The organism is Streptomyces sp. NPDC032126 (assembly GCF_055580085.1).
In genome coordinates, this window is the sequence record NZ_JBVIMA010000006.1 from 14,860 (window position 1) to 39,500 (window position 24,641).

Annotated in this window: 27 protein-coding genes and 1 pseudogene; 13 read left to right on the forward strand and 15 right to left on the reverse strand. The window is 70.3% G+C overall.

Annotated elements, in window-relative coordinates; genetic code table 11:
* The first annotated feature begins 37 nt into the window (after positions 1–37).
* Positions 38–1,465: a sensor histidine kinase gene (locus ACZ5NW_RS22435; RefSeq protein WP_468746150.1), complete on the forward strand. Its 1,428-nt coding sequence runs from the start codon at positions 38–40 to the stop codon at positions 1,463–1,465.
* A gap of 12 nt (positions 1,466–1,477) precedes the next feature.
* On the opposite strand, the gene ACZ5NW_RS22440 is transcribed toward ACZ5NW_RS22435, so the two are convergent.
* Complete coding sequence (locus ACZ5NW_RS22440; RefSeq protein WP_468745668.1) at positions 1,478–2,404, reverse strand: LysR family transcriptional regulator; 927 nt, start codon at positions 2,402–2,404, stop codon at positions 1,478–1,480.
* An 81-nt stretch (positions 2,405–2,485) separates the two neighbouring features.
* On the opposite strand from ACZ5NW_RS22440, the gene ACZ5NW_RS22445 reads away from it, so the two are divergent.
* Together ACZ5NW_RS22445 and ACZ5NW_RS22450 are read left to right on the forward strand one after the other, a co-directional pair.
* Entirely contained in the window at positions 2,486–3,418 is a 933-nt protein-coding gene (locus ACZ5NW_RS22445; RefSeq protein WP_468745669.1) for an EamA family transporter, read from the forward strand.
* On the forward strand, positions 3,415–4,101 hold the full coding sequence (locus tag ACZ5NW_RS22450; RefSeq protein WP_468745670.1) for an NAD(P)-dependent oxidoreductase: 687 nt from the start codon (positions 3,415–3,417) through the stop codon (positions 4,099–4,101). Before ACZ5NW_RS22445 ends, ACZ5NW_RS22450 begins: the two co-directional genes overlap by 4 nt.
* Positions 4,102–4,159: 58 nt before the next feature.
* On the opposite strand, the gene ACZ5NW_RS22455 is transcribed toward ACZ5NW_RS22450, so the two are convergent.
* Genes ACZ5NW_RS22455 through ACZ5NW_RS22465 form a run of 3 tightly spaced genes read right to left on the reverse strand, consistent with a single transcriptional unit; the run spans position 4,160 to position 7,028 of the window.
* A complete protein-coding gene (locus tag ACZ5NW_RS22455) occupies positions 4,160–4,756 on the reverse strand; it encodes a hypothetical protein (protein WP_468745671.1) in 597 nt (198 codons plus the stop codon).
* Positions 4,750–6,339: a sensor histidine kinase gene (locus tag ACZ5NW_RS22460; RefSeq protein WP_468745672.1), complete on the reverse strand. Its 1,590-nt coding sequence runs from the start codon at positions 6,337–6,339 to the stop codon at positions 4,750–4,752. The genes ACZ5NW_RS22455 and ACZ5NW_RS22460 overlap by 7 nt, the downstream gene beginning before the upstream one ends.
* Complete coding sequence (locus ACZ5NW_RS22465; protein WP_468745673.1) at positions 6,336–7,028, reverse strand: response regulator; 693 nt, start codon at positions 7,026–7,028, stop codon at positions 6,336–6,338. Before ACZ5NW_RS22465 ends, ACZ5NW_RS22460 begins: the two co-directional genes overlap by 4 nt.
* A gap of 317 nt (positions 7,029–7,345) precedes the next feature.
* Here ACZ5NW_RS22465 and ACZ5NW_RS22470 point away from each other — a divergent pair, with 317 nt between their 5' ends.
* The gene (locus ACZ5NW_RS22470; RefSeq protein ID WP_468746151.1) at positions 7,346–8,125 is read left to right on the forward strand and encodes a DUF3152 domain-containing protein; all 780 of its coding nucleotides are present in this window, start codon (positions 7,346–7,348) and stop codon (positions 8,123–8,125) included.
* A 35-nt stretch (positions 8,126–8,160) separates the two neighbouring features.
* On the opposite strand, the gene ACZ5NW_RS22475 is transcribed toward ACZ5NW_RS22470, so the two are convergent.
* On the reverse strand, positions 8,161–8,832 hold the full coding sequence (locus ACZ5NW_RS22475) for a type III effector protein (RefSeq protein WP_468745674.1): 672 nt from the start codon (positions 8,830–8,832) through the stop codon (positions 8,161–8,163).
* Positions 8,833–8,961: 129 nt separating this feature from the next.
* On the opposite strand from ACZ5NW_RS22475, the gene ACZ5NW_RS22480 reads away from it, so the two are divergent.
* The 3 genes from ACZ5NW_RS22480 (at position 8,962) to ACZ5NW_RS22490 (ending at position 10,339) form a co-directional block, all read left to right on the forward strand.
* Positions 8,962–9,393 (forward strand): Hsp20/alpha crystallin family protein, encoded by a 432-nt coding sequence (locus ACZ5NW_RS22480; RefSeq protein WP_468745675.1) that lies wholly within the window; start codon positions 8,962–8,964, stop codon positions 9,391–9,393.
* A 100-nt stretch (positions 9,394–9,493) separates the two neighbouring features.
* Positions 9,494–9,889: a DUF2267 domain-containing protein gene (locus ACZ5NW_RS22485; RefSeq protein WP_468745676.1), complete on the forward strand. Its 396-nt coding sequence runs from the start codon at positions 9,494–9,496 to the stop codon at positions 9,887–9,889.
* 69 nt (positions 9,890–9,958) lie between these two features.
* Entirely contained in the window at positions 9,959–10,339 is a 381-nt protein-coding gene (locus ACZ5NW_RS22490) for a DUF2267 domain-containing protein (RefSeq protein ID WP_468746152.1), read from the forward strand.
* 53 nt (positions 10,340–10,392) lie between these two features.
* Here the strand turns inward: ACZ5NW_RS22490 and ACZ5NW_RS22495 are convergent, their stop codons facing one another.
* Positions 10,393–11,289 carry a LysR family transcriptional regulator gene (locus tag ACZ5NW_RS22495; protein ID WP_468745677.1) on the reverse strand — a complete coding sequence of 299 codons (897 nt, stop codon included), beginning with the start codon at positions 11,287–11,289 and terminating at the stop codon, positions 10,393–10,395.
* 110 nt (positions 11,290–11,399) lie between these two features.
* Between ACZ5NW_RS22495 and ACZ5NW_RS22500 the strand changes: the two genes are divergently transcribed.
* The 3 genes and pseudogenes from ACZ5NW_RS22500 to ACZ5NW_RS22510 form a co-directional block, all read left to right on the forward strand.
* Entirely contained in the window at positions 11,400–12,380 is a 981-nt protein-coding gene (locus ACZ5NW_RS22500; protein WP_468745678.1) for an FAD-dependent oxidoreductase, read from the forward strand.
* Positions 12,381–12,552: 172 nt separating this feature from the next.
* Complete coding sequence (locus ACZ5NW_RS22505; RefSeq protein ID WP_468745679.1) at positions 12,553–13,563, forward strand: WD40 repeat domain-containing protein; 1,011 nt, start codon at positions 12,553–12,555, stop codon at positions 13,561–13,563.
* Positions 13,564–13,801: 238 nt separating this feature from the next.
* Positions 13,802–14,263 (forward strand): annotated as a pseudogene (locus ACZ5NW_RS22510) (flavoprotein); the annotation flags it as partial.
* 289 nt (positions 14,264–14,552) lie between these two features.
* Here ACZ5NW_RS22510 and ACZ5NW_RS22515 read toward each other — a convergent pair.
* The 3 genes from ACZ5NW_RS22515 to ACZ5NW_RS22525 form a co-directional block, all read right to left on the reverse strand.
* Positions 14,553–14,747: a YaaC family protein gene (locus tag ACZ5NW_RS22515; RefSeq protein ID WP_468745680.1), complete on the reverse strand. Its 195-nt coding sequence runs from the start codon at positions 14,745–14,747 to the stop codon at positions 14,553–14,555.
* Positions 14,748–14,879: 132 nt separating this feature from the next.
* The gene (locus ACZ5NW_RS22520; RefSeq protein WP_468745681.1) at positions 14,880–15,419 is read right to left on the reverse strand and encodes an ImmA/IrrE family metallo-endopeptidase; all 540 of its coding nucleotides are present in this window, start codon (positions 15,417–15,419) and stop codon (positions 14,880–14,882) included.
* A 43-nt stretch (positions 15,420–15,462) separates the two neighbouring features.
* Positions 15,463–15,867, reverse strand: coding sequence for a helix-turn-helix transcriptional regulator (locus ACZ5NW_RS22525; RefSeq protein WP_468745682.1), 405 nt, complete (start codon positions 15,865–15,867; stop codon positions 15,463–15,465).
* A gap of 147 nt (positions 15,868–16,014) precedes the next feature.
* Between ACZ5NW_RS22525 and ACZ5NW_RS22530 the strand changes: the two genes are divergently transcribed.
* From ACZ5NW_RS22530 to ACZ5NW_RS22540, 3 genes are read left to right on the forward strand one after another with little or no spacing between them, the layout of a single operon-like run.
* The gene (locus tag ACZ5NW_RS22530) at positions 16,015–17,052 is read left to right on the forward strand and encodes a CBASS cGAMP-activated phospholipase (protein WP_468745683.1); all 1,038 of its coding nucleotides are present in this window, start codon (positions 16,015–16,017) and stop codon (positions 17,050–17,052) included.
* Between the two features lie 16 nt (positions 17,053–17,068).
* Positions 17,069–18,205: a nucleotidyltransferase domain-containing protein gene (locus tag ACZ5NW_RS22535; RefSeq protein ID WP_468745684.1), complete on the forward strand. Its 1,137-nt coding sequence runs from the start codon at positions 17,069–17,071 to the stop codon at positions 18,203–18,205.
* Positions 18,195–18,590 (forward strand): type II CBASS E2 protein, encoded by a 396-nt coding sequence (locus ACZ5NW_RS22540; RefSeq protein ID WP_468745685.1) that lies wholly within the window; start codon positions 18,195–18,197, stop codon positions 18,588–18,590. The genes ACZ5NW_RS22535 and ACZ5NW_RS22540 overlap by 11 nt, the downstream gene beginning before the upstream one ends.
* 199 nt (positions 18,591–18,789) lie before the next feature.
* Here the strand turns inward: ACZ5NW_RS22540 and ACZ5NW_RS22545 are convergent, their stop codons facing one another.
* The 6 genes from ACZ5NW_RS22545 to ACZ5NW_RS22570 all read right to left on the reverse strand — a co-directional run bounded on the left by ACZ5NW_RS22545 (position 18,790) and on the right by ACZ5NW_RS22570 (position 24,639).
* Positions 18,790–19,842, reverse strand: a complete 1,053-nt coding sequence (locus ACZ5NW_RS22545) for a serine hydrolase domain-containing protein (protein WP_468746153.1) — start codon at positions 19,840–19,842, stop codon at positions 18,790–18,792.
* An 88-nt stretch (positions 19,843–19,930) separates the two neighbouring features.
* Positions 19,931–21,028, reverse strand: a complete 1,098-nt coding sequence (locus tag ACZ5NW_RS22550; protein ID WP_468745686.1) for a glycosyltransferase family 4 protein — start codon at positions 21,026–21,028, stop codon at positions 19,931–19,933.
* Positions 21,025–21,561, reverse strand: a complete 537-nt coding sequence (locus tag ACZ5NW_RS22555) for a dCTP deaminase (protein ID WP_468745687.1) — start codon at positions 21,559–21,561, stop codon at positions 21,025–21,027. The genes ACZ5NW_RS22550 and ACZ5NW_RS22555 overlap by 4 nt, the downstream gene beginning before the upstream one ends.
* The gene (dcd, locus tag ACZ5NW_RS22560) at positions 21,558–22,097 is read right to left on the reverse strand and encodes a dCTP deaminase (protein ID WP_468745688.1); all 540 of its coding nucleotides are present in this window, start codon (positions 22,095–22,097) and stop codon (positions 21,558–21,560) included. Before dcd ends, ACZ5NW_RS22555 begins: the two co-directional genes overlap by 4 nt.
* Positions 22,094–23,323 (reverse strand): bifunctional UDP-sugar hydrolase/5'-nucleotidase, encoded by a 1,230-nt coding sequence (locus ACZ5NW_RS22565; RefSeq protein ID WP_468745689.1) that lies wholly within the window; start codon positions 23,321–23,323, stop codon positions 22,094–22,096. The genes dcd and ACZ5NW_RS22565 overlap by 4 nt, the downstream gene beginning before the upstream one ends.
* Complete coding sequence (locus tag ACZ5NW_RS22570) at positions 23,320–24,639, reverse strand: UDP-N-acetylglucosamine 1-carboxyvinyltransferase (RefSeq protein ID WP_468745690.1); 1,320 nt, start codon at positions 24,637–24,639, stop codon at positions 23,320–23,322. The genes ACZ5NW_RS22565 and ACZ5NW_RS22570 overlap by 4 nt, the downstream gene beginning before the upstream one ends.
* Positions 24,640–24,641: the final 2 nt, after the last annotated feature.

The window sequence follows — 24,641 nt, forward strand, 5'->3', positions numbered from 1 at the left end:
GCGCCGGCTCGGGTCGGCCGTACGCCGGTCGTGGTCGGTGGTGCGCGGGCCGAAGCTCGTCTCGCTCGGCACCACGTTCGCGCTCTCCTTCGCCGCCGTCACCGCCGCCGTGACCGTCCTCGTCGGCATCCTCTCCTACAACGCCGCCGCCCGACTCGTCCGCGTCGACCAGCAGTCCGTGTTCGACGAGGTGGTGCAGGACCTGCGCGCCGAGGTGCGCCAGCACGCCATGAGCCCGGACGACTTCTCGTCCTCCGCCCCGGGCCACGATCTCGTCCGGCCGGCCCGGACGGACGTGCAGGTGCTCGGCCGGATCGGCGATGTCGTCGACCCCGGCAGCCCGCCCCTGCCCGTCACCCGCGCCGACCGCGCCACCGCCCGGGCCGGCTCCCCCGGCCGGATGACCCAGCACAAGGACGTCGACGTCGGCAGCGACGTCTACCGCATCGCCACCGTCTCCCTCGGCGGCGGCCGCGGCGCCGTCCAGGTCGCGCAGGAGTTCAGCGACACCGAGGACCTGCTGCGCGCCCTCCAGCAGCGCACCCTCGTCCTGATGGCGGCCGTCGTCACCGCCGCCGGGCTCTTCGGCTGGTGGCTGGCCCGCCGCATCACCCGCCGGCTGGTCATCCTCACCACCGCCGCCGAGGACGTCGCCCGCACCCGGCGCCTCGGCGTCCAGGTTCCCGTCACCGGTTCCGACGAGGTCGGCCGCCTCGGCCGCGCCTTCGACCGCATGCTGGGCCGGCTCGCCCAGTCGGAGGAGGACCAGCGCCGTCTCGTCCAGGACGCGGGGCACGAGCTGCGCACCCCGCTCACCTCGCTGCGGACGAACATCTCGCTGCTGCGGCGCATCGACGAGCTGCCGCCGGACACCCGTGACGAACTGGTCGCCGACCTCACCCTGGAGGCCCGCGAGCTCACCGATCTCGTCAACGAGCTCGTCGACCTCGCCGCCGGCCAGTCCGACACCGAGCCGCCGCGCCAGGTCGACCTCGCCGACATCGCGGAGGAGGTCGCCGCACTGGCCCGGCGGCGCACCGGACGGCAGGTCGTGGTGCGGGCGAGCGGCGACACGACGACCGACGGGCGGCCGGGGCTGCTCACCCGGGCCGTGTCCAACCTGGTGGAGAACGCGACCAAGTTCGACCGGGAGGGCACCGCGCCCGTCGAGATCAATGTCTCCGGGCCGGCCCGGCCGGGCACCGTGCGGGTGGAGGTGCTGGACCGGGGGCCGGGGATCGCCGACTGCGATCTGACGCGGGTCTTCGACCGCTTCTACCGGGCCGCCGACGCCCGTTCCCTGCCGGGCTCCGGGCTGGGCCTGTCCATCGTCCGGGAGGTGGCGCTCTCGCACGGCGGCACGCCCTTCGCCTTCCGCCGCGCGGGGGGCGGTTCGGTGATCGGGTTCACGGTGGGGGGCCAGGACGGGGTGGCTGTCCAGGGGGCCGGGGCGGTCGGCGGGTAGCCGCCTTCACCGCTACGGCGTAGCTGTGGCCGTGGCCGTAGTCGCCCCCGCCCCCGTCGGCCGTACGCCCAGGACGTCGAGCATCGCCCGCGTCGCCGGGCTGGGGTTGAAGCGGCTCCACACCAGCCACTCGACGCGACGCGGTCCGTCGGTCACCGGGACCAGGGCCAGCCCGGGCTCGGCGGCGGCGCGGGGGCGGACGTACGCGGACGGCAGCAGTGCCACGCCCAGCCCGCGCGCGACCAGGCGGGTCATCAGCTCGACGGCGCCCCCCTCGTACGCGACGTCCCGGACCAGTCCCGCGGCGGCGAACGCCTGATCGGACTGGGCCCGGGCGGGCGTCCCGGTCACGAAGTCGACGAACGTCTCCCCGGCGATCTCCTCCAGCGCGACCCGGGAGGCCCCCGCGAGCCGGTGTCCGGCCGGGACCACCAGCACATGCTCGTCGTGATCGAGCACGACGCTCTCCACCCCGGACGGCCGCTCGCTCTCCGGCATGCCGAGGAAGGCGATGTCCAGCTCGCCCTCGCGGACCGCCGCCGCCATGTCGTCGCTGCGGCCGGACCGCAGGTCGACCCGGACGTCCGGATGCCGGGCCCGGTACCGCTGCAACAGCTCCGGTACGTCGACGGCGGCCGCGGTCACGATCAGACCGACGGCGAGCCGGCCCCGTACGACACCCGTCGCGGCGGCGGCGTCCGCGGCGGCGCGGTCGGCGGCGGCCAGGCACTCGCGCGCGGCCGCGAGGAACGCCAGCCCGGCGCTGGTCGGTTCGACCCGGCGGCTGGAGCGGGCGAACAGCTTGACCCCGAGCTCGCGCTCCAGTCCGGCGATGCGGTGACTGAGCGACGACTGCACGACGAAGCAGCGTTCGGCGGCGCGGGTGAAGTTGCGGGTCTCGGCGAGGGCGACGGCGTAGCGCATCTGCTGAAGGTCCACGGGATCCATCGTTCTGCTTCATGGCTGCCATGGCAAGCATGTGTTGGACTCATGGCGGGCCGGGACCTGAGACTTCATCACATGCAGACCTTGACCGAGCGATCGTCGGCCGGGCCGCCGCGGACGTCGTCCGTGCCACGGGCGGCGACGGTCGCGCTGACCGCGTTCGCCCCGGCGACCTGGGGCACCACCTACGCCGTCACCACGGAACTCCTGCCGCCCGGGCATCCGCTGTTCGCCGCGACACTGCGCGCCCTGCCCGGCGGGCTGCTCGCCCTCGCGATCACCCGGGTGCTGCCGCGCGGCGACTGGTGGTGGAAGGCCGCCGTCCTCGGCGCGCTCAACTTCGGCGCCCTGTACCCCCTGCTGTTCGTGTCCGCCGAACGGCTCCCCGGCGGCGTCGCCGCCACCCTCGGCGCCACCCAGCCCCTGATGGTCGCCGGGCTGGCCATCGGGCTGCTCCACGACCGGCCGACGGCCTGGCGCTGGACCTGGGGCGTGCTCGGCGTGGTCGGCGTCGGCCTCGTGGTGCTCGGCCCGCAGGCCCGCCTGGACGCCGTCGGCGTGCTCGCCGGACTCGGCGGTACGGCGGCCATGGCGACCGGGGTCGTCCTCACCAAGCGCTGGGGCCGCCCGGCCGGGGTCGGGCCGCTCGCCCTGACCGGCTGGCAACTCACCTCCGGCGGGCTGCTGTTGGTGCCGCTCACCCTCGCCTTCGAGGGCGCGCGGCCGCCGCACATCGACGCCGCGGCGATCGGCGGCTACCTCTGGCTCGGCAGTGTGGGCGGGCTGATCTCGTCCACGCTGTGGTTCCGCGGCATCGGCAGGCTGCCGGTCGGCGCCTCGGCCCCGCTGGTGCTGCTGTCACCGCTGGTCGCGGCGGTGATCGGGGCGGCGATGGGCGAGTCGCTGAGCCTGCCGCAGAGCTGCGGCTTCGCCCTCGCCCTGGCGGCGCTGCTGGCGGCCCAGCTGAATCCTCCGAATCCGATGACGCGAGAAAGGCGTGCGCGATGACGTATGCGACGAACGACGTGCCGGGGGCCAGGACGGTCGCCGTACTGGGGGCCGGCGGGATGGTCGGCAGCAGGGTGGTGGCGGAGGCCCGTGGGCGGGGGCACCGGGTGCTCGCCCTGTCCCGGAAGCCCGCGAGCGACGACCCCGGTGTCACGCCGGTCGCCGTCGACGCGGGCGACGCGGCCGCCGTACGCGCCGCGCTCGCCGGGTCCGGCGCGGACACCGTCGTGGTGAGCGTGCGGACCATGCCGGTCGACCAGGACTTCCTCGTCGGCGCCACCCGTGCGGTGCTGGACGCCGCCGCCGAGCTGGGGACGCGCGTGATGGTGATCGGCGGCGCGGGGGCACTGCGCAGCCCCGGCGCACCCGGCCTCCCGGTCGCCGACAACCCCGCCTACGTCCCCGCCGAGTTCACTACGATCGCGGCCGCCGGAGTCGCCCAGCTGCACGCCTGTCGGTCCCACGCCGAGGCCGACTGGACCTACGTCAGCCCGCCGGCCCTGCTCGAACCGGGCGTACGGACCGGCCGTTACCGCCGGGGCACCGACACGCTGCTCGTCGACGCCGAGGGCAGGTCGTGGATCAGCGTGGAGGACTTCGCGGTGGCGGTACTCGACGAGGTGGAGAGGCCGGGCGGGGACCGCCACATCACCTTCGGCGCCGCGGGTGCCTGCGGCGCGTGAGCCGGAGGGGTGTGCGTGGTGCCGGGGCGCCTGGGTGCCGGGTGTCGGGGGCCTGGTGTCAGGCGTTGGGGCAGGTACCTGTTCCCTCGACATGCCGGCCGTTCGGGTCGAGGACGCTCACCGGGGCCGGTTCGGCTGCGGGGGCGGCGATGCGCTGGGCCGCGACGGCCGTGCAGATGATCTGGGCGGCGGCGAGGCGGTCCACCTCGCCTGCCGGTGGGCCGAGTTCCACGGTGATGCCGGTCTTCCGCACGGTCACCGTCACGGGGTCGGGTCCCTCCGGGGTCGAGGTGTCCTGAGTCGCCGGCGGCAGGACTGACGGTGTGCCGGTCTGCGGCGTGTCCGTCGGGCGGGTCTTCGTCGGTGGCAGCGGGATGCGGGTGGTCATGCGCTTCTTCCTCTCCGCGTCGGTCGGACCCAGGAGCAGCAGTCGTACCGCCGACTCGACATCCCCCGGCGCGTCGGTCCGGCGGGGGACGGCGACCAGGGTGTCGTCCACCACGAAGTAGACCGGCGTCATCGGCACGATCCCGCCGGCCGGACCGCCCGCCTCCACGACGCCGGTCGGGGAGACGCCGCAGGACGTGAGGGCGCACAGGAGGGGGAGGAGCAGCGCCGACCGGCGCGGGCCCGCCGGGCGTCGGGGGCTCACCATCGCTTCTCCTCGGGGAACTCCTCGTTGGGCAAGGGGAGTCGTACGGTGAAGACGGCGCCGCCCTCGGGCCGGTTCGCCGCGTGGACGGTGCCGCCGTGGATGCGTACGTTCTCCGCGGTGATCGCGAGGCCCAGGCCGCTGCCCTCGGTGCGGGTGCGGGCGGCGTCCGACTTGTAGAACCGCTCGAAGACGTGCGGCAGCGCGCTGTCGGGGATGCCGGACCCGCTGTCCAGGACCTCGATGACCGCGTACCGCTCCCCGCGGGGCCGACGGTCCTCGTGGAGGCGGAGCCGTACGGGCCGGTCGCCGTGGCGCAGGGCGTTGCCGACCAGGTTGGCGACGACCACGTCCAGCCGGCGCGGGTCGACGTGGGCGCGCAGCGCGTCGGGCGGCGGCAGCTCGGTCTCCACGAGGTCGGTCCAGGCGCGGGCGGCGAGGGTGCGCCGCAGCGACTCGGCGAGGTCGATCTCGTCCCGGTGCAGCACCGCCGCGCCCGCGTCGAAGCGGGAGATCTCCATGAGGTCGTCCACCAGACGGGCCAGCTTCCCGGTCTCCTCGCTGATCAGGCGTACGGCGGTGGCGGTGTCCGGGTCCAGACGGGCGGCGTCCTCGTCGAGGACGTCGGTGACCGCGGACATGGCGGCCAGCGGCGTGCGCAGTTCGTGCGAGACGTCCGCGGCGAAGCGGCGGGCCCGGGCCTCCATGCCGCGCAGTTCGGCGACCGACTCCTCCAGCGCGGCGGCCGTCTCGTTGAACGTGTGGGACAGATCGGCGAGTTCGTCGGATCCGTTGACGGTGAGCCGGGTGTCCAGGTGTCCCTCGGCGATGCTGCGGGTCGCGCGGCGCAGGGCCCGTACCGGCCGCAGTACGCCGCGCGCCGCGAGCAGCGCCAGCAGGACGGCGAGGGCCAGGGCGGGCACGGTGGCCCGTTCGGCGGCGGTGACCAGCGCGTCGACGTAGGCCCGTTCCGTGGTCTGCGGCACGGTCAGGAAGATGTGGACGCCGGAGACGTAGGTGCCCTTCCTGGGCGGCTCGGTGAAGGTGACGGACATGCCGACGACGAGTGAGGTGTGGTCGCCGCTGCTCACCCGCTGGAAGACCGTGGCCATGCTGGAGTTCACGGCCTGGCGGACGGCGGGCGTCAGCTCCTCGAAGGAGTCGCCGGGGAGGGAGGTGGCGCTGAGGTCGCCGTAGACGGCGAGGACGCGCCAGGTGCCGGAGGGCTCGGCGCGGGCGATGTCGGCCGCGAACCGGCGCAGTTCCGACTCGCGCGGCGGGAAGCCGAGTTGCGGGGCGAGCCGGTCGACCTGCGTGCGCAGCCCCTTGATCACGTTGTCCTGGCTCTGCTGGAGCACGCCGGTGCGCGCCTCGCGGAAGGTCAGGGCGCCGGTGGTGGCGGCGGTGAGGGCGGCGACGAGGGCGAACGCGACGACCAACCGGACACGCAGGCCGCCGAGTTGGGGTGCGCGGGGGCGTTTGGTCCGGCCGCCGGGGGGTCGGGGTGGTGTCGACGGCTGCGGTGTCGGTGGCCGGGGTGTCGACGGCCGTGGTGCCGGTGGCCGGGGTGCCGAGGGCCGCTTCATCGTGCGGCGAACCGGTAGCCGAAGCCACGTACCGTCTGGATGTAGCGGGGCTCGCGGGGCGGGTCGCCCATCTTGGCGCGCAGCCGCTTGACGCAGGCGTCCACGAGTCGCGCGTCGCCGTGATAGCTGTGCTCCCAGACCGCCTCCAGCAGTTGCTGTCGGCTGAACACCTGGCCGGGTGAGGCGGACAGGGTGAGCAGCAGCCGCAGTTCGGAGGGGGCGAGGGCGATGGGCGTGCCGTGCAGGGCGACTTCCAGTCCGGCCCGGTCGACGGTGAGGTCGCCGTAGGTGTCGATCTTCGGTATGCCGCCGTCGGCGGGCGCGGCGGCCGCCCGGCGCAGTACGGCACGGATCCGCGCGTCCAGGACGCGGGCCTGGACGGGTTTGACGACGTAGTCGTCGGCGCCGGCCTCCAGGCCCACGACGATGTCCTCGGTCTCGCCCCGCGCGGTCGCCATGATGATCGGCAGGGTCTGGTCGAGGGCCCGTATCCCGCGGCACACGTCCAGTCCGGGTATCCCGGGCAGCATCAGGTCCAGGACCACGACGTCCGGCCGGAAGGACCGCAGCCGCTCCAGCCCGTCCTCTCCGGTCCCGACGGCGGCGACCTCGTGCTCCTGACGGCGCAGGGCGAGCGCGAGGCCCTCCCGCACGGCGCGGTCGTCTTCGATCAGGAGAACGCGGGGCATGGGCTCAGTATCGGCGGGAGTTCCGGCGACCGGTCGACTTTGTTACCGGATGATCATATTGACGTCCGGGCGGCTCGTTATCGTTTCGTTATCTTGTGAACCAGATCCGATCACAAACCGATCACAGCCTGGCGAACATGACCACGCGCACAGCAGGACATGGTGACCGGCACGGCTCTCGCCGCCGTTCTGGACGTGGCTCCAGGCACGGCTCTTCGCGCGGGCGGAAGGGATCGCAGGAGGGCCCGCGGAAGGGGTCGCGGAGGGGCTCGCGGAAGAGGCCGCGGAGGGGGCCGCTCTGGGCCGGCCTGGCCGCGCTGGCCGTTCTGGGGGCGGCCGGTTTCGGGGTCGTGGACTCCGGAACGGGCGGCGGCGGCACACAGGCCGACGCCGGCTCCGGTCCCGCGAAGTCGGGCTCCGCGTCGGAGAGGGCGCCCGGCGCATCCGACGCGCCCGGTGCGCCCGGCTCGCGGCCCCCGGCGCCGAGCCGTTCATCGTCCGCCTCCTCCCCGCCCCCGTCGCAATCCGAGATCCCGGCGTCGGGGCCGGGCACGTACACCACGGCGACCGGCGGAAGCGCCAAGGTGGGATCGGGCAGGACCCTTCGCTACCGGGTCGAGGTCGAGGACGGTCTCGATCTGTCCACCGCGGACGTCGCGCGGCAGGTGGACCGCATCCTGGCCGACCGGCGTGGCTGGACGGCGGACGGTCACTCCGCGTTCCAGCGGGTGTCGAGCGGCACCACCGACTTCGTCGTCCGGGTGGCGACGCCCGCGACGGTGGACAAGGTCTGCCTGGAGGGCGGCCTGGACACCCACGGCGACTACAACTGCAGCTGGGGAGGGAAGGTGATGGTCAATCTCAAGCGCTGGCTGCTCGCGACCCCCGTCTACGCCAAGGACGTCACGACGTACCGCGCGTTGATCATCAACCACGAGGTCGGCCACTTCCTCGGCCACAACCACGTCGGCTGCCCGGGCCCGGGCCGACCGGCGCCCGCGATGATGCAGCAGATCAAGGGCATGCAGGGCTGTGTGCCCAACGTCTGGCCGTACGACGAGAAGGGCCGCTACCTGACCGGACCGGCCGCTCCCTGATCCCGCCGCCGGGACCGCGACAGCCGGTCGTCCGCTCAGGGAGGTGTGAGGGTGTCGATCTGGGCGGCGAGGTCCGGGTGGGTGGCGCTCAGGTGGGGGCGGGTGTCGTTGAGGGGCCTGATCAGTTCGGCGGGGTCGTCGTGGGCGAGGGCCGCGTGGAGCCGGCTGAGGGGGAGGTGAGCCGTGGACGGCAGGTCGGTGAGGGCGGTGATCTGGCCGGCGATGCGGCGCAGGTCGGCCGCGTTGTCGCGGGCCCAGGTGGCGGTGGTGCGGGCGGCGGCGCGGCGTTCACGGGTCGCGCGGACGCGCTGCTCGCCGGTGGTTCCGGCGGGGCCGGGGCGGCCGCGCAGATAGCGGCGTTCGGCGGCCTGGCGGCTGGCGACGCCGAGGGGGTGGGCGAGGTCGGCCCAGCTGGCTCCGGCGTCGCGGGCGGTTTCGATCAGGCCGGTCTCCCAGCCGGCGAGTTGCTCGCGCACCTGCCGCAGCAGCATCAGGGAGGCCAGCGCCTGCTCCGGCCCGGGGCTGGGCCCGTCCGGGGTGTCCGACGTGTCCTGGGCCTCCTGGGCCTCCTGGGCGCCCTGGGTGTCCGCGCGCTGGGCGTCGCGCAGGGCGTCGTCGATGGCGTGCAGGGCCGCCGCGGCGGCGAGGAACGACACGGGGCCGGCGGTAGTCGTGCCGGTCGTGGACGGCTGGTCGGCTGCGGTCACGGACACCTCCCTCTGTCGTCATCACATAGACGACATCGTGTTTGTCATCCAATGGATGACATGATACAACGGTGTCAGTGAGGCGCATTAGCAGCAGCAACTGCCTGAACTGCTGGAGGTGTTTTCACGATGTTGATGCGCACCGACCCCTTCCGTGAGCTGGACCGGCTGACGCAGCAGCTGATGGGCCCGGGCACGTGGTCCCGCCCGTCGGCGATGCCGATGGACGCCTACCGCGAGGGCGACGAGTACGTGGTGGCCTTCGACCTCCCCGGCGTCACCCCGGAGGCGATCGACATCGACGTCGAGCGGAACATGCTGACCGTCAAGGCCGAGCGGCGGCCGCCGGCGAAGGCCGACGACGTGCAGATGGAGCTCTCCGAGCGGCCGCTGGGCGTCTTCTCCCGCCAGATCGTGCTCGCCGACACGCTCGACACGGAGCACATCCAGGCCGACTACGACGCGGGCGTGCTCACGCTGCGCATCCCGATCGCCGAGCGCGCCAAGCCCCGCAAGATCTCCATCGGCGTCGGCTCCGGCCGCAAGGAGATCTCCGGCTGACACCGGCCGGACGGGTGCGGAGGGCGGGCACCTGATCTCCCCCTCCTCCCGCTCTCCGCACCCCCGTGGGCAGTCCGACGAAGAAGGGGTGGCGGCCGAGATGACCCTGCTACGCGAAGCGTTCCTCGGCCAGGTGAGGGAACGCGGCGAGTACGACACCGAGGAAGAAGCCGAGCGCGCGGCCCGCGTGGTGCTCGCCCTCCTCGGCGCTCACCTGGTGGGCGAGGTCCGCGCCGAGCTGGCGGCGCGGTTGCCCGAGGCGTTCGCCCTGATCCTGCTCAACCCTCTGACCAGCGCCGAGCCGCTGTCTCCGGAGCGGTTCGTCCGCGCCACCGCGGCGTGGATCGAGGGCGCCACCGAGCAGACCGCGGCCTGGGACGTCAGCGCCGTGCTGTCCACCGTCGCCGACGCCGCCGGCGAAGACCTGCTGGGCCAGGTCCTGCTCCAGCTCCCCGCCGGCTACGACCTGCTCTTCGGTCGCCCCCAGCCCACCTGACCATCCCGCGAACCCAGAAAGGCAACCACCCCAGTGATCTCCGAGTCGTACGGAACGGCGTACGAGCAGATGCTGGAGAAGGTCCGTTACGAGGGCGCCTACCCGACCCGCGAGAGAGCCGACGAAGCCGTCCGTCTGGTTCTCGGCGGGCTGGGGCGCCAGCTGACCGGCGACGAACGCGTCGACCTGGCCCGCTGCCTGCCCCTGGAAGCCGCCCGTGTGCTGACCGCGCAGATCCCCGACCCCGAGCCGCTCACCGGCTGGGCCTTCGTCAAGGACCTCGCCGCCCGCAGCGGCGCCTCCCTGGCCACCACCCGCTGGGACACCGGATCCGTCTTCTCCGCCGTCACCGCCCACGCCGGCCCCGACCTGATCACCCGCATCCTGAACCAACTCCCCCCGGGCTACGCCCTCCTCTTCGGCCGCGCAGAACTCACTACGGCCGCATAACCCCCTCCCCGGGGCGGGCCCCACCCCCTACGACAGCGGCCCGCCCCGCGCCCTCATGGCCCAATGAATTGGGCATCGACGAGACCGAGGAGTCCCCGGAGGGCCGGTGCGGCACCGGTCGGCCGGTGGGCCAGGGCGAGGTCCACCGTGGGCATGGGCGCGGTCAGATGCTTGAGCCGCACTCCTGGTATGCGCAGCGCACGGGCACGTCCTTCAGGCACCGGGGCGATGCCGACGCCCGAGGCGACGCTGAGAAGGAGTTGTTCGTCGTCGGGCTCTTCCCGCACGATGCGCGGCCCGCTGCCGGGCCACAGCTGGCGGGTGATCAGGTCGTGCATTCCCGGGGCGTTCTCGCGCGGCCAGAGGATCACGGGTTCGGCGGCGATGCGCGCGCGGGTGACCCGTCGCTCGCGGGCGAGGGGATGATCCGCGGGGACTGCCACGAGGAGTTCCTCGCGGGCGATGTGCCGGCATTCCAGCCCCGCGCCGTCCTCGCCGTCCAGCGGGGGTCGTACGAAGGCGGCGTCCAGCCTCCCGGCCAGCAACTCGGTGATGTTGTGCGCGGTCCATCCCGTCCGTACGACCAGATCCACATCCGGATGGAGGGCGCGGAACTCGGCGAGGAGGGCGTCGACGGGACCGCCGCGGGCGGAGCGGGTCAGGGCCAGGCGCAGTTGCACCCGTCGTCCGCCGACGGCCGCGCGGATCCGTTCCCGCGACGCGTCCGCGTGGGCCAGCAGTTCGCCGGCCTCACGGGCGACGACCTCACCGACGGGGGTCAACCGGCAGCCCCGGCTGCTGCGTTCGAGCAGCGGAGCGCCGATGTCCCTCTCCAGCGCCCTGATCTGCTGGCTCAGCGCGGGCTGGGCTATGTGCAGCCGGTGCGCGGCCCGTGTGAAGTTCAACTCCTCGGCCAGCACCAGGAAATACCGCAGCCGCCGTAAGTCCATCCTTCAACTATAAGCGTTTCTTATCGCGTTGGACATGACTGGTCTTGGACAGGCCGTCAACTCCCCGCCGACAGTGGGAAACACGCAGGTCGGCGATCAAGGGAGGCGGCATGGACGACAGGTTCGACGCGGTCGTCGTCGGCGCGGGCATCATCGGGCTCACCACCGCACTGCGCCTCCAGCAGGCCGGTGCCCGGGTCGCCGTGCTCACGGCCGAGCCGTCGGCAGAGACGACGTCCTCTGTCGCCGCGGCCGTCTGGTACCCGACCCGCACCCGGTTCGAGCCGCACGTGCTGGACTGGGCCGTCCGCACCTACGACGAGTTCGCCCGCCAGGCGGCCGACGGGGTGCCCGGAGTGGTCATGCGCCCTACCCGGATGCTGCTGCGCGGCCCGGCCCGGGACGTGCCCTGGTGGGCCCCGGCCGTCCCCGGCCTGCGCGCCCTGCGCAGTGACGAGGTACGGGCCCCGTTCACCGGCGGCTGGGCGTTCACCGTGCCGAGCGTGGAGATGTCCCGCTACCTGCCCTGGCTCCAGCTGAGCCTGTCCGCGGCGGGTGGCACGCTGATCCGTCGCCGTATCGACGCCCTGGAACAAGCGGGCGTATGGGCATCCGTGGTGGTCAACGCCTCCGGTCTGGGTGCCCGGGCCTTGTGCGGCGACGCACAAGTACGGCCGGTGCGGGGGCAGTTGGTCCTCGTCGCCAACCCCGGGCTGCGGATGTCCGTGCGGGACGAGGACAACGACGACGGGTCCACCTACGTCCACCCCCGCAGCACGGACGTCGTCCTCGGCGGCACCTTCGAGATCGGCGCGTGGGACACCACCCCGTCCCCGGCCACCGCCGCCGCGATCCTGCGCCGCTGCACCGCACTCCTGCCGGAACTGGCGGGCGCCCCGGTCCTCGGCCACCAGGTGGGCCTGCGGCCCTGGCGCGAGGGCGGTGTCCGGCTGGAAGCCGACCCGCAGCCACCCGGCCGGGTGCGACGACTTGTACACAACTACGGCCATGGAGGCGCCGGGGTCACCCTGGCATGGGGCTGCGCGGACGACGCGGCCGGCCTTGTCGCCGGGGCCGTTCGGCCGACCTGAACCTCGCCACTCGCAATTCCCCTCACACTCCCCGTTCGTACCGCTCCTCTTCTCAAGGACTGGGTGTACGCCAATGGATTCCGTCGAACCCACAGAGAGCATCGCTCCCGCCACGGCAGTTGGTGAGGCGCCGGCGCAACCCGCTGGGCCGCCGGCGAAGCAGCCCGCCAAGGTGCGCCGCCGCACGCTGCTGCTCGCCGCGCTCGGACTGACGGTCGGCACCGTCACGTTCGCGGAGATCGAGTCGGGAGCGGGCGACGACGACGCCCCTCGCACGGTGGTGCTCACCGTCCCCAGCGGCTACGCCGGCAGTGTCGCGTTCAGCCCGGACGGCAAAACGCTGGTCGCCGGGCTGTCCGCGGTCCAGGGCCTCGGCAGCACGCTGCGGTCGTGGAACGTGGCCAAGGGAACCACGGCCACCCCTTGGCCCGACCAGGTCGAGGACGTCACCAAGGTGGCCTTCAGCCCTGACGGCAGGACGCTGGCCGTGGTCGGCGCCCTCGAAGTGTCCCTCTGGAACACGGCGAAACCCGGCGGCGTCGTGCTGCCCCATCCCCAGCTCACCCTGGACCTGGCCTACGCCCCGGACGGCAAGACCCTGGCCACCGGCTGCCGCGACGGCGTGGCCCGACTGTGGGACGTGACCACCGGCACCGTCACCGACGCGCTGACGACCCAGGGCATGCTCGTGGTCAACGCGGTGGCGATCAGCCCGGACGGCAGGACGCTGGCCACCGGCAGCGCGGACCTCACCGCCAGCCCGGTACGACTGTGGGACTTGAACGCCCCGAACACCCCCACCGTCGACGTCACCCTCGAAGCCCCGACATGGCACGGGTTCAAGCCCGTCGCGTTCGGGCGAGTCGGCAACCTGGTGGCCACCGGCAGCGAGGACAACATCGTGCGTGTGTGGGACTCGGCGACAGGCACCGTCCACGCCGCCCTCACCGGCCACACCGGCCCGGTGCGGACGGTGGCGTTCAGCCCGGACGGGGACACTCTGGCCAGCGGCAGCGAGGACAAGACCGTGCGGCTGTGGGACACCAGCACGCTCGATGTCCATCCCCTCGACACCCTCACCGGCCACACCGACAAGGTGACATCAGTGGCCTTCAGCCCGGACGGCAAGACCGTGGCCTCGGGCAGCCTCGACGGCACGGTGCGGCTGTGGCCGAACCGATGAACCGGCCCCCGACCGATGCTGGGCGGCAGAGGCGGCCCCGCCCACCTGGGTCAGGGCCCTGACCCTGCTGACCGCCTCCTCGCCGGCGTACCGATCACGCTCGTCATGGTGGCCTACGGGGTGTGGCACTTCACCGTCGCGCTGCACCCGGACATCGCACCCTCACCCTCCTGGTCGCCGACATGGCCGCCCGCGACCGTCGCCGTACCCTGCCGGAACTGCACCACTTGCCTGCGGCATCGCCGGTGACGTCGGCAGGCTCATCGCCGCCGCGCAGGAGCGGCACTGGGACGTCGGTGTGATCGCCACCCCGCAGGGTCTGGGCTTCCTCGACACCAAGGCGATTGAAGCCCAGACCGGCTGTCCGATCCGCTCGGCCTGGCGTACGCCGGGCGAGGCCCGATCCCTGCCACCCGCGGACGCCATCGCGGTCGCGCCGGCCACCTTCAACACGGTCAACAAGTGGGCCGCCGGCATCTCCGACACCCTTGCGCTGGGCATCCTGTGCGAGGCGTACGGCATGGGCATCCCCACCGCCGTCCTGCCGTATCTGAACGCTGCCCAGGCCGCCCACCCCGCCTACCGTCGTAGTCTGGACCAGCTGCGTGAGATGGGCGTCCTGGTCGGCTCGTACGAGCCCCACAAGCCCAAGGCAGGCGGAGGCGCCGACCGATTCGAATGGGAGGAGGCGCTGGAGCTCCCTGGCGGCCCGACGCCCCCTCCCGGGACCGCAAAGGGCGAGGCCCGAAGACCCCGCCCCATCCATGGAAACCCCAGCTCAGGGCCACACAAGGCAATACGGCTGGTGCCCCGCCTCATGAAGGCGGTGGCTGAAAGTCCTGCCATTCATGCAGCGAATGGGAGGGGCGGGATGCTGACCCGGGGTTTCTCGGCGAAATGTGCGTTGACCTGGGAAAAGTTATCTCCGTAGTTCTCACGGGTCAACGCTGTTTCCCAGGTTCATGTGCCCTGGATGTGCCCTGGCGGCTTCAGAACGCCATCGGCTTCGCGAGCAACAACGGCTCCTGATCCAGCCCCTCGAGGACGAGATGCGGGACGACTTCGAGGGAAATGTCCATGGCGTACTCAAGGGCGGCTGCGCTTTTGGATTTGTCGACGTCCAGGGCCTCGCACCACTTCCGGGGCTGGTACGGGGCCAGCATTGAGAAGCTGTAGAGGATCATCCACCAGGAGACATGAGGGGAGTCGGCGGGCTCTTGGTGGGCTGGAAAGACGGCCGTAGGAAGCGGTCAGCGATGAATCGGTAGGCCGGGGATCTCATGTCGAAGTAGGCGTCGATCTCGGCCTCCTCCGTATCAGGCTGGGGTGAGCAATCCGAGATTAGTGAGTCGATACTCCATGGCCTGCATGCTTACTCGGAAATCGCCCGCGAGCCGCTTTACGATATCAACATCACTAACGTTGACGTCGGACTCTAGATGATGGCGGAGACGGCCACTCACGAGGAACTTCGGCATGAGGAGCACAGCGGCAAAGGCATTCGCCTGAATTTCTTCCTCGTCGCTTGCTGTGCTTGACGTGGCGTCCCGAAAGTTAACCCGCACCTGGCGGTCAAGGATCAGTGGCTTTCCAGGGTGAAGGACCAAGTGAGCCACTTCGTGGGCAACGGTGAAGCGCTGCCTAACGTTGGGGTTTGAGGCGTTCACTCCGATGATGGGAGGCTTGCCCTCTTCTCGGAATAGCATGCCGGAGACGTCTGGACTATCGAACGGCTGGTAGTGGATGCGCGCTCCCAAGTGCTGAGCAACCAGCTCGACAGGCACGGGGGCGGTGGTGATACCCAGATCCCGCAGTAGGCCCTCGGCCTTCGCCTCGATCACGTGCCTGTTCTTCATCGCCAGCCCTCCTCTTTCCTACCGGACCGTAGCATTCGGAGATCTACGTGGTCGTGCGGACCGTCAGTTCGTCCCCGGACCGTTCGCTCTCTTGCTCGTCACCATTGACAACCGGCTCACCGTCCTGCTGTAGCACTTCGAGCACCCAGCCTAGAAGTTCGGGTGAAGCGACGCCCGCAGCCACCTCAGTGGGTACACCGGCAGTGTGGCTCGCCGTCTCATCTGCAGCCCGGAGGGCCTCCTCAAGGAGCTGAACGGGATCGGCGCTCACGCTACGGGCCAAGTCGACCATCAAGGAAACGCTGAGCGCCTGGCGACCCTTCTCGATGTTTGTAACCGAAGTCCGGGTCAACCCAACGCGATCAGCGAGCTGCCCTTGGGTCAGCTCCCTGTCGCGGCGCAGGCGACGTACTACCTGTCCTAGATGCAGGTTCAGATCTTCCGTCATGCCCAGAGTGTTGCCGCCCATGGGGAAGATGTCAATTTAAGTGACTTGTGCCGCGGGTCGACTGTGCCGTATGTTATCCTGAGTGACATCTGAACCCTGTTTAGGTCATCCTTATTCACATACGCAGGCAGATCTCGCAGTCGCGGGGTGGGCGAAGGGTGGACGTATGGCCGAGGAGGACTCACGCCGGTCAAGGGCGGTGAGCTCACCGGGCATCGAGGCGATGCCGGGGTGGGGGACCGGTTCCAGATCTTGTCGCTGGATGGGGGCGGCCTTCGCGGCATCTTCTCCGCCGCCGTGCTGGCCAGTCTGGAAGAAGATCTCGGGGTCTCGATCGTCAATCACTTCGATCTGATCGCCGGAACGTCGACCGGCGGGATCATCGCCCTGGGACTCGGGCTGGGCATGCGGCCCCGCGAGATCCTTGAGTTCTACATCCAGCTGGGGCCGACGGTTTTCCGGGACTCGCCGGCGCGGCGCTTGCGTCAGGTGATGAAGTCCAAATACTCCGCTGACCCATTGCGAGCTGCGCTGGTCGATGTATTCGGGGAGCGCACGTTTGGGGAGAGCAGGAAGCGGTTGGTCGTCCCCTCATACAACTTGGGCACCGACGATGTCTACCTGTTCCGTACCCCTCACCACCCTCGGCTTCGGCGTGATTGGCGCGAGCGGGCGGTGAACGTGGCCATGGCTACGGCGGCTGCTCCGACGTACCTGCCGGGAGTCGCTCTTGACGGAACCCGCTTGGTCGACGGCGGAGTCTGGGCGAACAACCCGGCAATGGTCGCGCTCGTGGAAGCCGTTGGCACATGCAATGTCAGGCTCGATGCCATCAGCGTGTTCAGCCTCGGTACGACGAGCGAGGTACGGCATCGCAGTCGTCGGCTCGATCGAGGCGGTCTGCTGCCTTGGGCCCGGTCGATCTCGGATGTCCTCCTACGGGCCCAGAGCATCAGCGCGAACAACCAGGTCCATCACCTGGTTACCCCGGAGCGCTTGCTCCGGCTCAATCCGATCATTCCGCCCGATGTTTTGGCCCTGGACAACGTGGACGTTGAAGAGCTGATCGGGCGGGCCGCTCACGAGAGCCGCCGTGCAGCCCCCGACTTCACGGAGCGCTTTATGGGGCACGAAGCGCCCACGTTCATCCCGTACTACGGCTCAGTTCCCGAGCAGAAGGCTTGAGGCTCCTGTGGACTCTATGGAAGAGATCATCTCGCATTTGCTCGGCAGGGGCGCCGAGCTGTTGGACATCACGCCGGAGCTGCACGAGTTGGCGGTTACGCGGTACGAGGACGTCGGCAACTGGCTGGGCACGACCGGCGGCCCGGCATGGGAGATCTATCCTCAGGGGTCGTTCCGACTCGGAACGGTCGTCGCCCCGTTCGGTCCCTCCGGAGCCTACGACATTGACCTGGTCTGCAGGCGTGAGCTGGCCAAAGAGTCCACCACGCAGGAGAAGCTCAAGGGCATGGTCGGCGAGATGCTCGACGAGTACTTGAAGGTCAAGACCGAAGACGGTGGGGATGGCCCGACCGAGTGCACTTCCTCTCGTCGCTGCTGGACCTTGGACTATCCGGACCACGGCTTCCACTTGGACGTACTGCCGGCCATCCCGGACCGTGATCACGAGCCCACGAGCATCCTGCTTACGGATGTCAACCTGCGGAGCTGGCAGCACAGCAACCCGATCGGCTACGCCCGCTGGTTCCGTAACCGGTCCCAGGAAATGCTCACTATCCTGGAGAAGCTGGCGCGGGCAGATAACGTGGCCGAGGTCCCGGAGTACCGAGTGCGCACGACCCTCCAGCGGCTCGTGCAGGTTCTCAAGTGGCACTGCATGATCCGGTTCGAGGCAGATCCCGAGAATCGCCCTCCGTCCATCCTGATCACGACCCTCGCGGCACGGGCATACCGAGGCGAATCGGACCTGTTTTCCGCCACGCTCCACGCGGTGAGGCGGATGCCGGACTTCGTTGAGTACCGAGATGGCAAGTGGTTGGTGCCGAACCCCGTGCACGAAGCTGAGAACTTCGCCGACAAGTGGAACGACTACCCGCAGCGGCGTATGAAGTTCCGGGCTTGGCTCCAGGAAATCACCGCCCTGCTTGAGGAGGTCGGGAGGATGCGCGGCCACGGTCTCGACCGAGTGGTTGCCCGTCTCGGGGAGAGCTTCGGCATCGATCCTATTCAGAAGGCTGCCCAGCGGTACGGCGACGAGGCCCGAGGGTTGCGAGAGGCCGGCTCTCTTGGGGTCGCAGCCGGGACGGGACTCCTCACGAGGTCGGGAGGCCGCACGATGCCGAATCACACCTTCTTCGGCGCCGATGGTCGCTAAGCAGCGGCTAAGCCTGGCTGCGCAGGGCTTCGACCTGCGCAGCGCCTTTCCGGAGGGAAGCGGCCGTTTCGAAAAAGGGATGCGACTGATTTTCGACCTTCAGCTGCAACCTACGGTCGCGAGTTGCTCCTACGCAGTCCGGATTGAGTACACCCGAGGGCGTCAGCCGCGAGTGCGCGTGCTCGACCCGCCACTCCGAGCACGCCCCGGTTCATCTGTGATCCCACACACCTATTCACCGGACACCGTATGCCTGCACCTTCCGGAGGAATGGAACCCGCGGATGCGGATCGTCGAGACGATCGTTCCCTGGACCAGTGAATGGCTCTTCCACTACGAGCTCTGGCTGACCACGGGGCAATGGCTCGGGGGCGGGCACGTGTAGCCAAAGTCGGCCTGCATCGTGGGGACGGTGACGATAAGCGCGTCGGCGACATGGTCGCTTGTGGCCTGCAATGGGTGATCGAGTACCGGAAGTTGGGTTCGCCGTTGAACCCAAGGTGCCGAGCGATGTCTATGGCGCTTACGAGCGCCTAGTAGGCGCCAGCGTCGATAGCCGCCTCGAAGGCTGAAACCTGCTCGGCCTAGGCGAAGATGAGTGAGCGGAATGTGTTGCGGACCTGGGTGAGTGGTTCGCGGTCGCGGGTGTAGTAGAGCTTGTTGGTGAGCAGAGCTGCCCAGCGGTCCTTCCGGGGGGAGAGCCACATGGCGGTGCCGGTGAAGCCGTAGTGCACCCAGATGTCGTCGGCTTCCGGTGTCGTGCCTGGTGCCGGGTGCCAGAACAGGCCCCGGGGCGGCGTCAGTTCACCAGTGTGGATCTGGAGGGATTCCTTGATCCAGTCCGTGCCGAATCCGGGTGATGCGTTGGGCTGGTTCGGATCGAGGAGATAGCGCAGGAACGTGGCGAGGTCGCCGAGGACGGAGAAGGCCCCCGCGATGCCGCACACCCCGCCGAGCAGACGGGCGGAGAAGTCGTGGGCTGTTCCCTTGAGATGGGTTCCCGTGCTGTCGTCGAGTTCGGTCGGTGCGCAGCGGGCCGCCGCATCCGGGCTCAACGGGCCGAACCAGGTCTTTGCCATGCCCAGCGGGCGCCAGACGCGTTCGGTTGCGAGAGCGTCGAGCCGCTGGCCAGAGAGGTATTCGGCAAGGTAGCCGAGGATGAGGGCGGCGCGGTCGGTGTATTCCACGGCCTCACCTGGCTGGCGGTGCAGCGCTTCACGGAGGACGCCGTCGCGGACGTCCTGCGGGTCGGTGCCGTACAGGTTCTTGAGGTTGGCTCGGAGCGGGACGCCGGCGGTGTGGGTGAGCAGGTTGCGTGGGGTCACCGGCGCCAGTGGCTGTCCGTCTACTTCGGGCCACAAGTCGCCTAGCGGCGCGTCGAGTTGGAGCTTGCCGTCCTCGACGAGGCAACCAATGGTCGTCCACACAGCAAGGACCTTGGTCAGGCTGGCGACGTCGAAGACGGTGTCGCTCCGCATAGGCTCGTCGGGCCGCTCGGGATCCAGGACGCCTGTGCTGCCGCTGGCCCGGGTTCCTCGGCTGTCACCGACGGCCCACACGGCGCCCGGGTAGATCTTGTCGCGCGCACCGTCGTGGAGGAGTCGGTGGATGCGGTCGGTGTCGAGGTCGAGCGCCATGGTTTCCCGATCGATCGTGGGCTGTGAGATGTCCCGGTGGTCAGCGTAGTGAGAGGGCCGGTACGGAACCGGCTGCGGCGCGAACAGGTCAGATGAGCTGTTTGCCGAGGTCGGCCAGGGCAGCGGCGGTGACATTCAGGGGGTAGCGAGCGGCGTTGGTGCGGCCCGCGGTTTGGAGGGCCGCCAACAGGCCGGGTGCGCAGCGGAGCCGGCTGAGGTCTTGGGCGAGTGCGGCTGGGTTGGTGAAGTCGGTGGCCAGGCCGGTTGCGGCGAGAGTCTCGCTCAGCCCTGGAACGGGCTGGTAGACGACCGGTAGTCCGCAGGCTTGGGCTTCGAGAGCGACCAGGCCCATGGCTTCGAGGGTGGTCGAGGGCATGACGAGGACGTCGTGGTCGGCGAAGGCTCTCCACAGCTGTGGACGGCTGAGCCAGCCGAGATTGCGGACGTGGACCTTGAGCTGGCGCAGGAGTGGGGTCAGACCATGGAACTGGTGACGAGGCGCCGCGATGCTCAGTTCGACGGCTTGGGCTACGGGAATGGCGCGTAGGAGGGCCTCGACGCCCTTCTCGGCGGTGAGGCGTCCTGCGTAGAGCAGCCGGAGGTGTCCGGTCGGTCGGCGGGCCGGGCGCGGCGGTGGGTCGGTGAGTAGGTGGGTGGGGATGCCCCAGGGAATCTTTGTGATCTTTCTGCGCTCCGTGGCGGGCGCGAGCTGGAGGAGCCTGTCCGCCATGGCGCCGGTCGGGACGACGATGGCGTCCGCGAGACGCGCGCCTTCTTGCAGGACGCGCAGCTGGTCGCGGTGGGTTTCGGCGAACAGCAGGTCGGTGCCGTGGACGAGCGCGATGCGAGGGTGTGCGGGTAGGGCACGGATCAGGGCTGGGGTTCCGCCGAAGGTGAGGTGTTGGAGGTGGAGGACGTCGACGCTGGACGGGTCGATGCGTTGCGTCAGGGCCCGGCGCAACGCGTTGACGTACGCCGTGAATGACGGCCCGGAGAGGCATTTACCGGGCACGGCCACCAGCTCGAGCTCCGCAGGTAGGTGGGGCGCAGGCGCCTGTGGGGCGAGCATGAAGGCGCTGGCCGGGATCGGTGGGTTCTTGCCGGTGTAGAGGTCGAGGAAGAGCTCGACGCTGCCGCCGGCGCTGCCGAAGGGCAGGTCAAGGACGGTCGCTACCCGTGGACTCACGTGCCACCTCCGGCGAGCTCTTCGTAGAGGCGCGAGATGTCGATGCCTGCGGTCGCGGTGTACTTGAGGCCGTGCTGTTGGTAGCTGGCTGGGGTGCCGTGGCTACGGAGGAAGACGAGCTTGCCGAAGGTCATCCGTGGATAGACGCGGACTGGTCTGGCTGCGCGGATCTCCAGCGTCCAGCGGATGGCGTGGCCTTGATGCCCGAGGGGGGCGGAGACATGGACCCAGACGCCAAGCGCGCCGATGGTGCGGTCGCCGTTGAGGAATTGGGCGTACGTCTCCGATCCGGTCGTCTCGTGGGTGATGCCGAGGTAGAGCACGCCGGGGTGCAGGACATATCCGGAGTCTGGGATGGCGGTCTCGGTGTACGGAGTCGGAGAGGCCGCGTCCAGATCGGCGTCGCAGATGCGCAGGGTGTCGCCGAGGCGCCAGTCGTAGGCGTTGGGGGAGAGGCGGGCCGGATCGTACGGTTCGATCACGATCTCCCCCGTGGCTTGAGCGGCGGCGATCGCGCGTCCGGTGAGGATCACGAGGCCACCGCCCGGAGCTTGGTCACGTCGCGCCAGTAGGCGGAGGGCTGCGGGCCGGTCGCAGCCTGGTACTTGCCTGCGTATGGCGAGATGGGGCCGGCGGAGGCGAAGAACATGATCTGTCCGATCCGCATCCCCGAATAGACGCGGAGGGGGCGGATCGGTGTGAGCATCAGGGTCCATTGGCCGTGGAAGCCGATGTCCCCGATGGGGGCGGTGATCTCCACGAAGAGGCCGAGCCGTCCGACGGAAGACCGGCCGAACAGCAGGGGGACGAAGACGTCGGAGCCGACCTCTTCGAGGGTGTGGCCGAGGTAGAGCTCGCCGGGTTGGAGGACGTACCCGTCCGGTCCGATCGTGCACTCGGTGGTGGCGTTCGGCTGGTGGGCGTCCAGGACGTCGGTGGTGTAGGTGAGCAGGATCGGGCCGAGGCGGACGTTGTAGCTGTTGGGGTTGACCTGGTCGGGGGTGAAGGGCGTGATCCGCAGGCGGCCGTCGTGGGCGGCGGCGGTGATTTCGGGGCCGGTGAGGATCATCGTGTGCCTCCGTCGGCGGGCGCAGTGAGGACGTGCTTGAGGGCCTGGCTGAGGAGCAGCCCTGCCGCGTGTGAGTGGCCGGCCAGGTAGTTGTCTGCGAGGTAGTCGGTGGTCAGCACCGTGGTGATGCTGTCCGGCAACGGGTCCGGCGACGTGACGAGAGGACCGGTCTGTTCCGTGAGGGAGGTCAGCAGGCCGTTAACGTTCTGACGGAAGTGTTCTGGGATACGGGCATGGACGAGCTGGTTGTCGAAGGGCTCTATGGCGAGCAGATCGCCCAGTGTGAGGATGTCGCCGAGCGGGACAGGCCGCAGCGCGGTGTGGTTGAGGATGACTGTGTCGACGCCGAGTCCGCTCCGCAGACGCGTGGCCAGGTCGAGGAGCATGCCGCGGCGATCGGGTGTCTGGTGGCGATACGCCCGGGCGACGGGCCCGAGGCCGCTTGCCAACTCCTTCCCGACTCTGCCGATCTCCTTGATCGCCTCTGGCAGTTCGGCTCGAACAGCGGCTCGTTTCTGGTCCGGGAAGCGAGTGGTGCCGGCGCCCCAGCCCGGCCCGATCGGCGTGGCAACCGCGTACCCGTCGGCGAGTTCCCGTCCTTTGGCGATGACCGTGTCGCCCACCCGAGCCGGGCCGGATTGATCGCTGTGGCAGTGCCCGGCGAAGATCACGTCTAGAAACGGGCATGCGGCCGCCAGCTTGAGGTCCTCGTCGAACCCGGAGTGGCTGAGCAGGATCCAGCTGTCCACCTCATGGTGGTGGGCGAGCATCAGCTCGCGCAGCGCCTGGACAGGATCGGTGACGCGGTGTTCGGCGCGCTGGCCTACGGGAATCGAATGGAAAGCCTGCCAGCCGATCACCGCGGTGACGCCTACGCGTCGGCCGTCGATCTCGACGATCCGGACGCGGCGGAAGAGCGTGTCGCCTGTGTCGGCATGGACGGCGTTGGCGCAGACGGTGAGGCGGTGGAGGCCGGGTTCGAAGTGGTGCGGCCAACCGTGGTTGCCGGGCGCCAGGACGTCGTACAGCTTGAGGAGGATCTCGCGCTCGATCGCGCCGTGGGCGAGGCGGTAATAGCCCGAGCCTTCGAAGAAGTCGCCGCAGTCCACGATGAGCGAGGTCGGGCGGAGAACGTGGAGGTGGGTCACGAACCGGGCAGCGTGGTCGAGGCTGGAGTGGACGTCGGTGGTGGCCACGATCTGGCGCAGGGTGCGGGTGGCGGTCACGGGGTGACCTCGCAGATGTCGGCGCCCAGCGCGCGGAGCTTGCCGGGCAGGTCGGCGTGACCGCGGCGGAGTTGGTCGAGGCCGCCGACGGTGGTGACGCCTCGTGCGGTGAGGCCGGCGACCATGAGGGCGGAGCCGGTGCGGATGTCGATTGCCTCCACGCCCGCGCCGTTCAGTCGCTGGGGGCCGGTCAGACGGCATTCGGCGGGAGAGATCTCCTCGATGCCGGCTCCGAGACGGGCCAGTTGGGGCAGCAGGTTGCCATGGCGGCCGGGATTGATCGCGTCGGCGAAGAGGTGGGTGCCGGGCAGGCCGAGGGCGAGTGCCATGAGGGGCGGTTCGAAGTCGGCGTCCAGGCCGCCCGGGCTGAGGGAGGCGATGGCGCGGAGAGGGCGCCCTGTCGGCTTCGCGTCCTGGGCGCGGACAGAGAGCGCATCGCCCTCGATGTCGGCGGGAATGCCCAACTGCGCGAGAGCCAAGACCAGTGGTTCCACATCCCTCGCGCCTACGCCCCTGATGCATGCTTCGCCACGTGTGGCGGCGACGGCGCAGGCCAGGGTGCCGGCCTCGATCTTGTCTCCGGGTACCTCCCACACCGCGGAGCCTCCCTGCTCGGAAGGCGGCGGCGAGAGGGTCAGAACATCATTGCCGAGTCGGCTCTCCCAGCCCGCAGCGTCCAGCGCGTCCAGCACGCACAGGACCTCTGGGGAGAGATTCGGTCCGCCCAGTCGCAACGGGCGACCGGTCGTCACGGCACGTAGGACGGCGGCCACCGTGGCTCCACGGGAGCGGAACGGCAGCGCCAGCGAGACCGTGCCGGTGCGTCGCGTGGCGGCCTCGACGCGGTAGCCGGAGCCGTCCAAGGCGCTCTGGTCGCCGAACGCCTCGTAGACCTTGAAGTGCAATTCCATCCCGCGGGCGCCGATCCGGCAGCCTCCCGGCCAAGGCAGGCGGGCCTCACCGCGGCGGGCGAGCAGAGCGGGCACCAGGTAGTACGACGCGCGGATGTGGGCGGCCTGAGCCAGGTCGGGATGTGTACGCCGGCTCTCCGTCGGCAGCACCACTGCGGTCGTCGGCTCACCCGCCGGGTGTGCGACGTGCCAGCCCGCCTGCTGCAACAGGGCCTGCATGGTCTGGACGTCTGTGTTTGCCGGGACGTTGCCCAGTCGCACCGGGCGGCCAAGGGCTGCCGCGGCAGCCAGCAGGGGCAGAGCGGCGTTCTTCGAGCCGTCTACGGCGACTGCGCCGGAGAGCGGGGGACCGGGCCGCACGGCGATCACCTCGGCTGCGACGGCCGGGGTGCGGATGGTCGGCATCA

Excerpts from the sequence above, each read along its gene's own strand:
- ACZ5NW_RS22515 (WP_468745680.1), bottom strand. The coding sequence starts at position 14,747 with ATGATCCTCTACAGCTTCTCAATGCTGGCCCCGTACCAGCCCCGGAAG.
- ACZ5NW_RS22545 (WP_468746153.1), bottom strand. The coding sequence starts at position 19,842 with ATGGCGCTCGACCTCGACACCGACCGCATCCACCGACTCCTCCACGAC.
- ACZ5NW_RS22485 (WP_468745676.1), top strand. The coding sequence starts at position 9,494 with ATGACCCTGCTACGCGAAGCGTTCCTCGGCCAGGTGAGGGAACGCGGC.
- ACZ5NW_RS22490 (WP_468746152.1), top strand. The coding sequence starts at position 9,959 with ATGCTGGAGAAGGTCCGTTACGAGGGCGCCTACCCGACCCGCGAGAGA.
- ACZ5NW_RS22500 (WP_468745678.1), top strand. The coding sequence starts at position 11,400 with ATGGACGACAGGTTCGACGCGGTCGTCGTCGGCGCGGGCATCATCGGG.
- ACZ5NW_RS22535 (WP_468745684.1), top strand. The coding sequence starts at position 17,069 with ATGGAAGAGATCATCTCGCATTTGCTCGGCAGGGGCGCCGAGCTGTTG.
- ACZ5NW_RS22520 (WP_468745681.1), bottom strand. The coding sequence starts at position 15,419 with ATGAAGAACAGGCACGTGATCGAGGCGAAGGCCGAGGGCCTACTGCGG.
- ACZ5NW_RS22570 (WP_468745690.1), bottom strand. The coding sequence starts at position 24,639 with ATGCCGACCATCCGCACCCCGGCCGTCGCAGCCGAGGTGATCGCCGTG.
- dcd (WP_468745688.1), bottom strand. The coding sequence starts at position 22,097 with ATGATCCTCACCGGCCCCGAAATCACCGCCGCCGCCCACGACGGCCGC.
- ACZ5NW_RS22525 (WP_468745682.1), bottom strand. The coding sequence starts at position 15,867 with ATGACGGAAGATCTGAACCTGCATCTAGGACAGGTAGTACGTCGCCTG.
- ACZ5NW_RS22495 (WP_468745677.1), bottom strand. The coding sequence starts at position 11,289 with ATGGACTTACGGCGGCTGCGGTATTTCCTGGTGCTGGCCGAGGAGTTG.
- ACZ5NW_RS22455 (WP_468745671.1), bottom strand. The coding sequence starts at position 4,756 with ATGGTGAGCCCCCGACGCCCGGCGGGCCCGCGCCGGTCGGCGCTGCTC.
- ACZ5NW_RS22445 (WP_468745669.1), top strand. The coding sequence starts at position 2,486 with ATGCAGACCTTGACCGAGCGATCGTCGGCCGGGCCGCCGCGGACGTCG.
- ACZ5NW_RS22480 (WP_468745675.1), top strand. The coding sequence starts at position 8,962 with ATGTTGATGCGCACCGACCCCTTCCGTGAGCTGGACCGGCTGACGCAG.
- ACZ5NW_RS22460 (WP_468745672.1), bottom strand. The coding sequence starts at position 6,339 with ATGAAGCGGCCCTCGGCACCCCGGCCACCGGCACCACGGCCGTCGACA.
- ACZ5NW_RS22540 (WP_468745685.1), top strand. The coding sequence starts at position 18,195 with ATGGTCGCTAAGCAGCGGCTAAGCCTGGCTGCGCAGGGCTTCGACCTG.
- ACZ5NW_RS22465 (WP_468745673.1), bottom strand. The coding sequence starts at position 7,028 with ATGCCCCGCGTTCTCCTGATCGAAGACGACCGCGCCGTGCGGGAGGGC.
- ACZ5NW_RS22450 (WP_468745670.1), top strand. The coding sequence starts at position 3,415 with ATGACGTATGCGACGAACGACGTGCCGGGGGCCAGGACGGTCGCCGTA.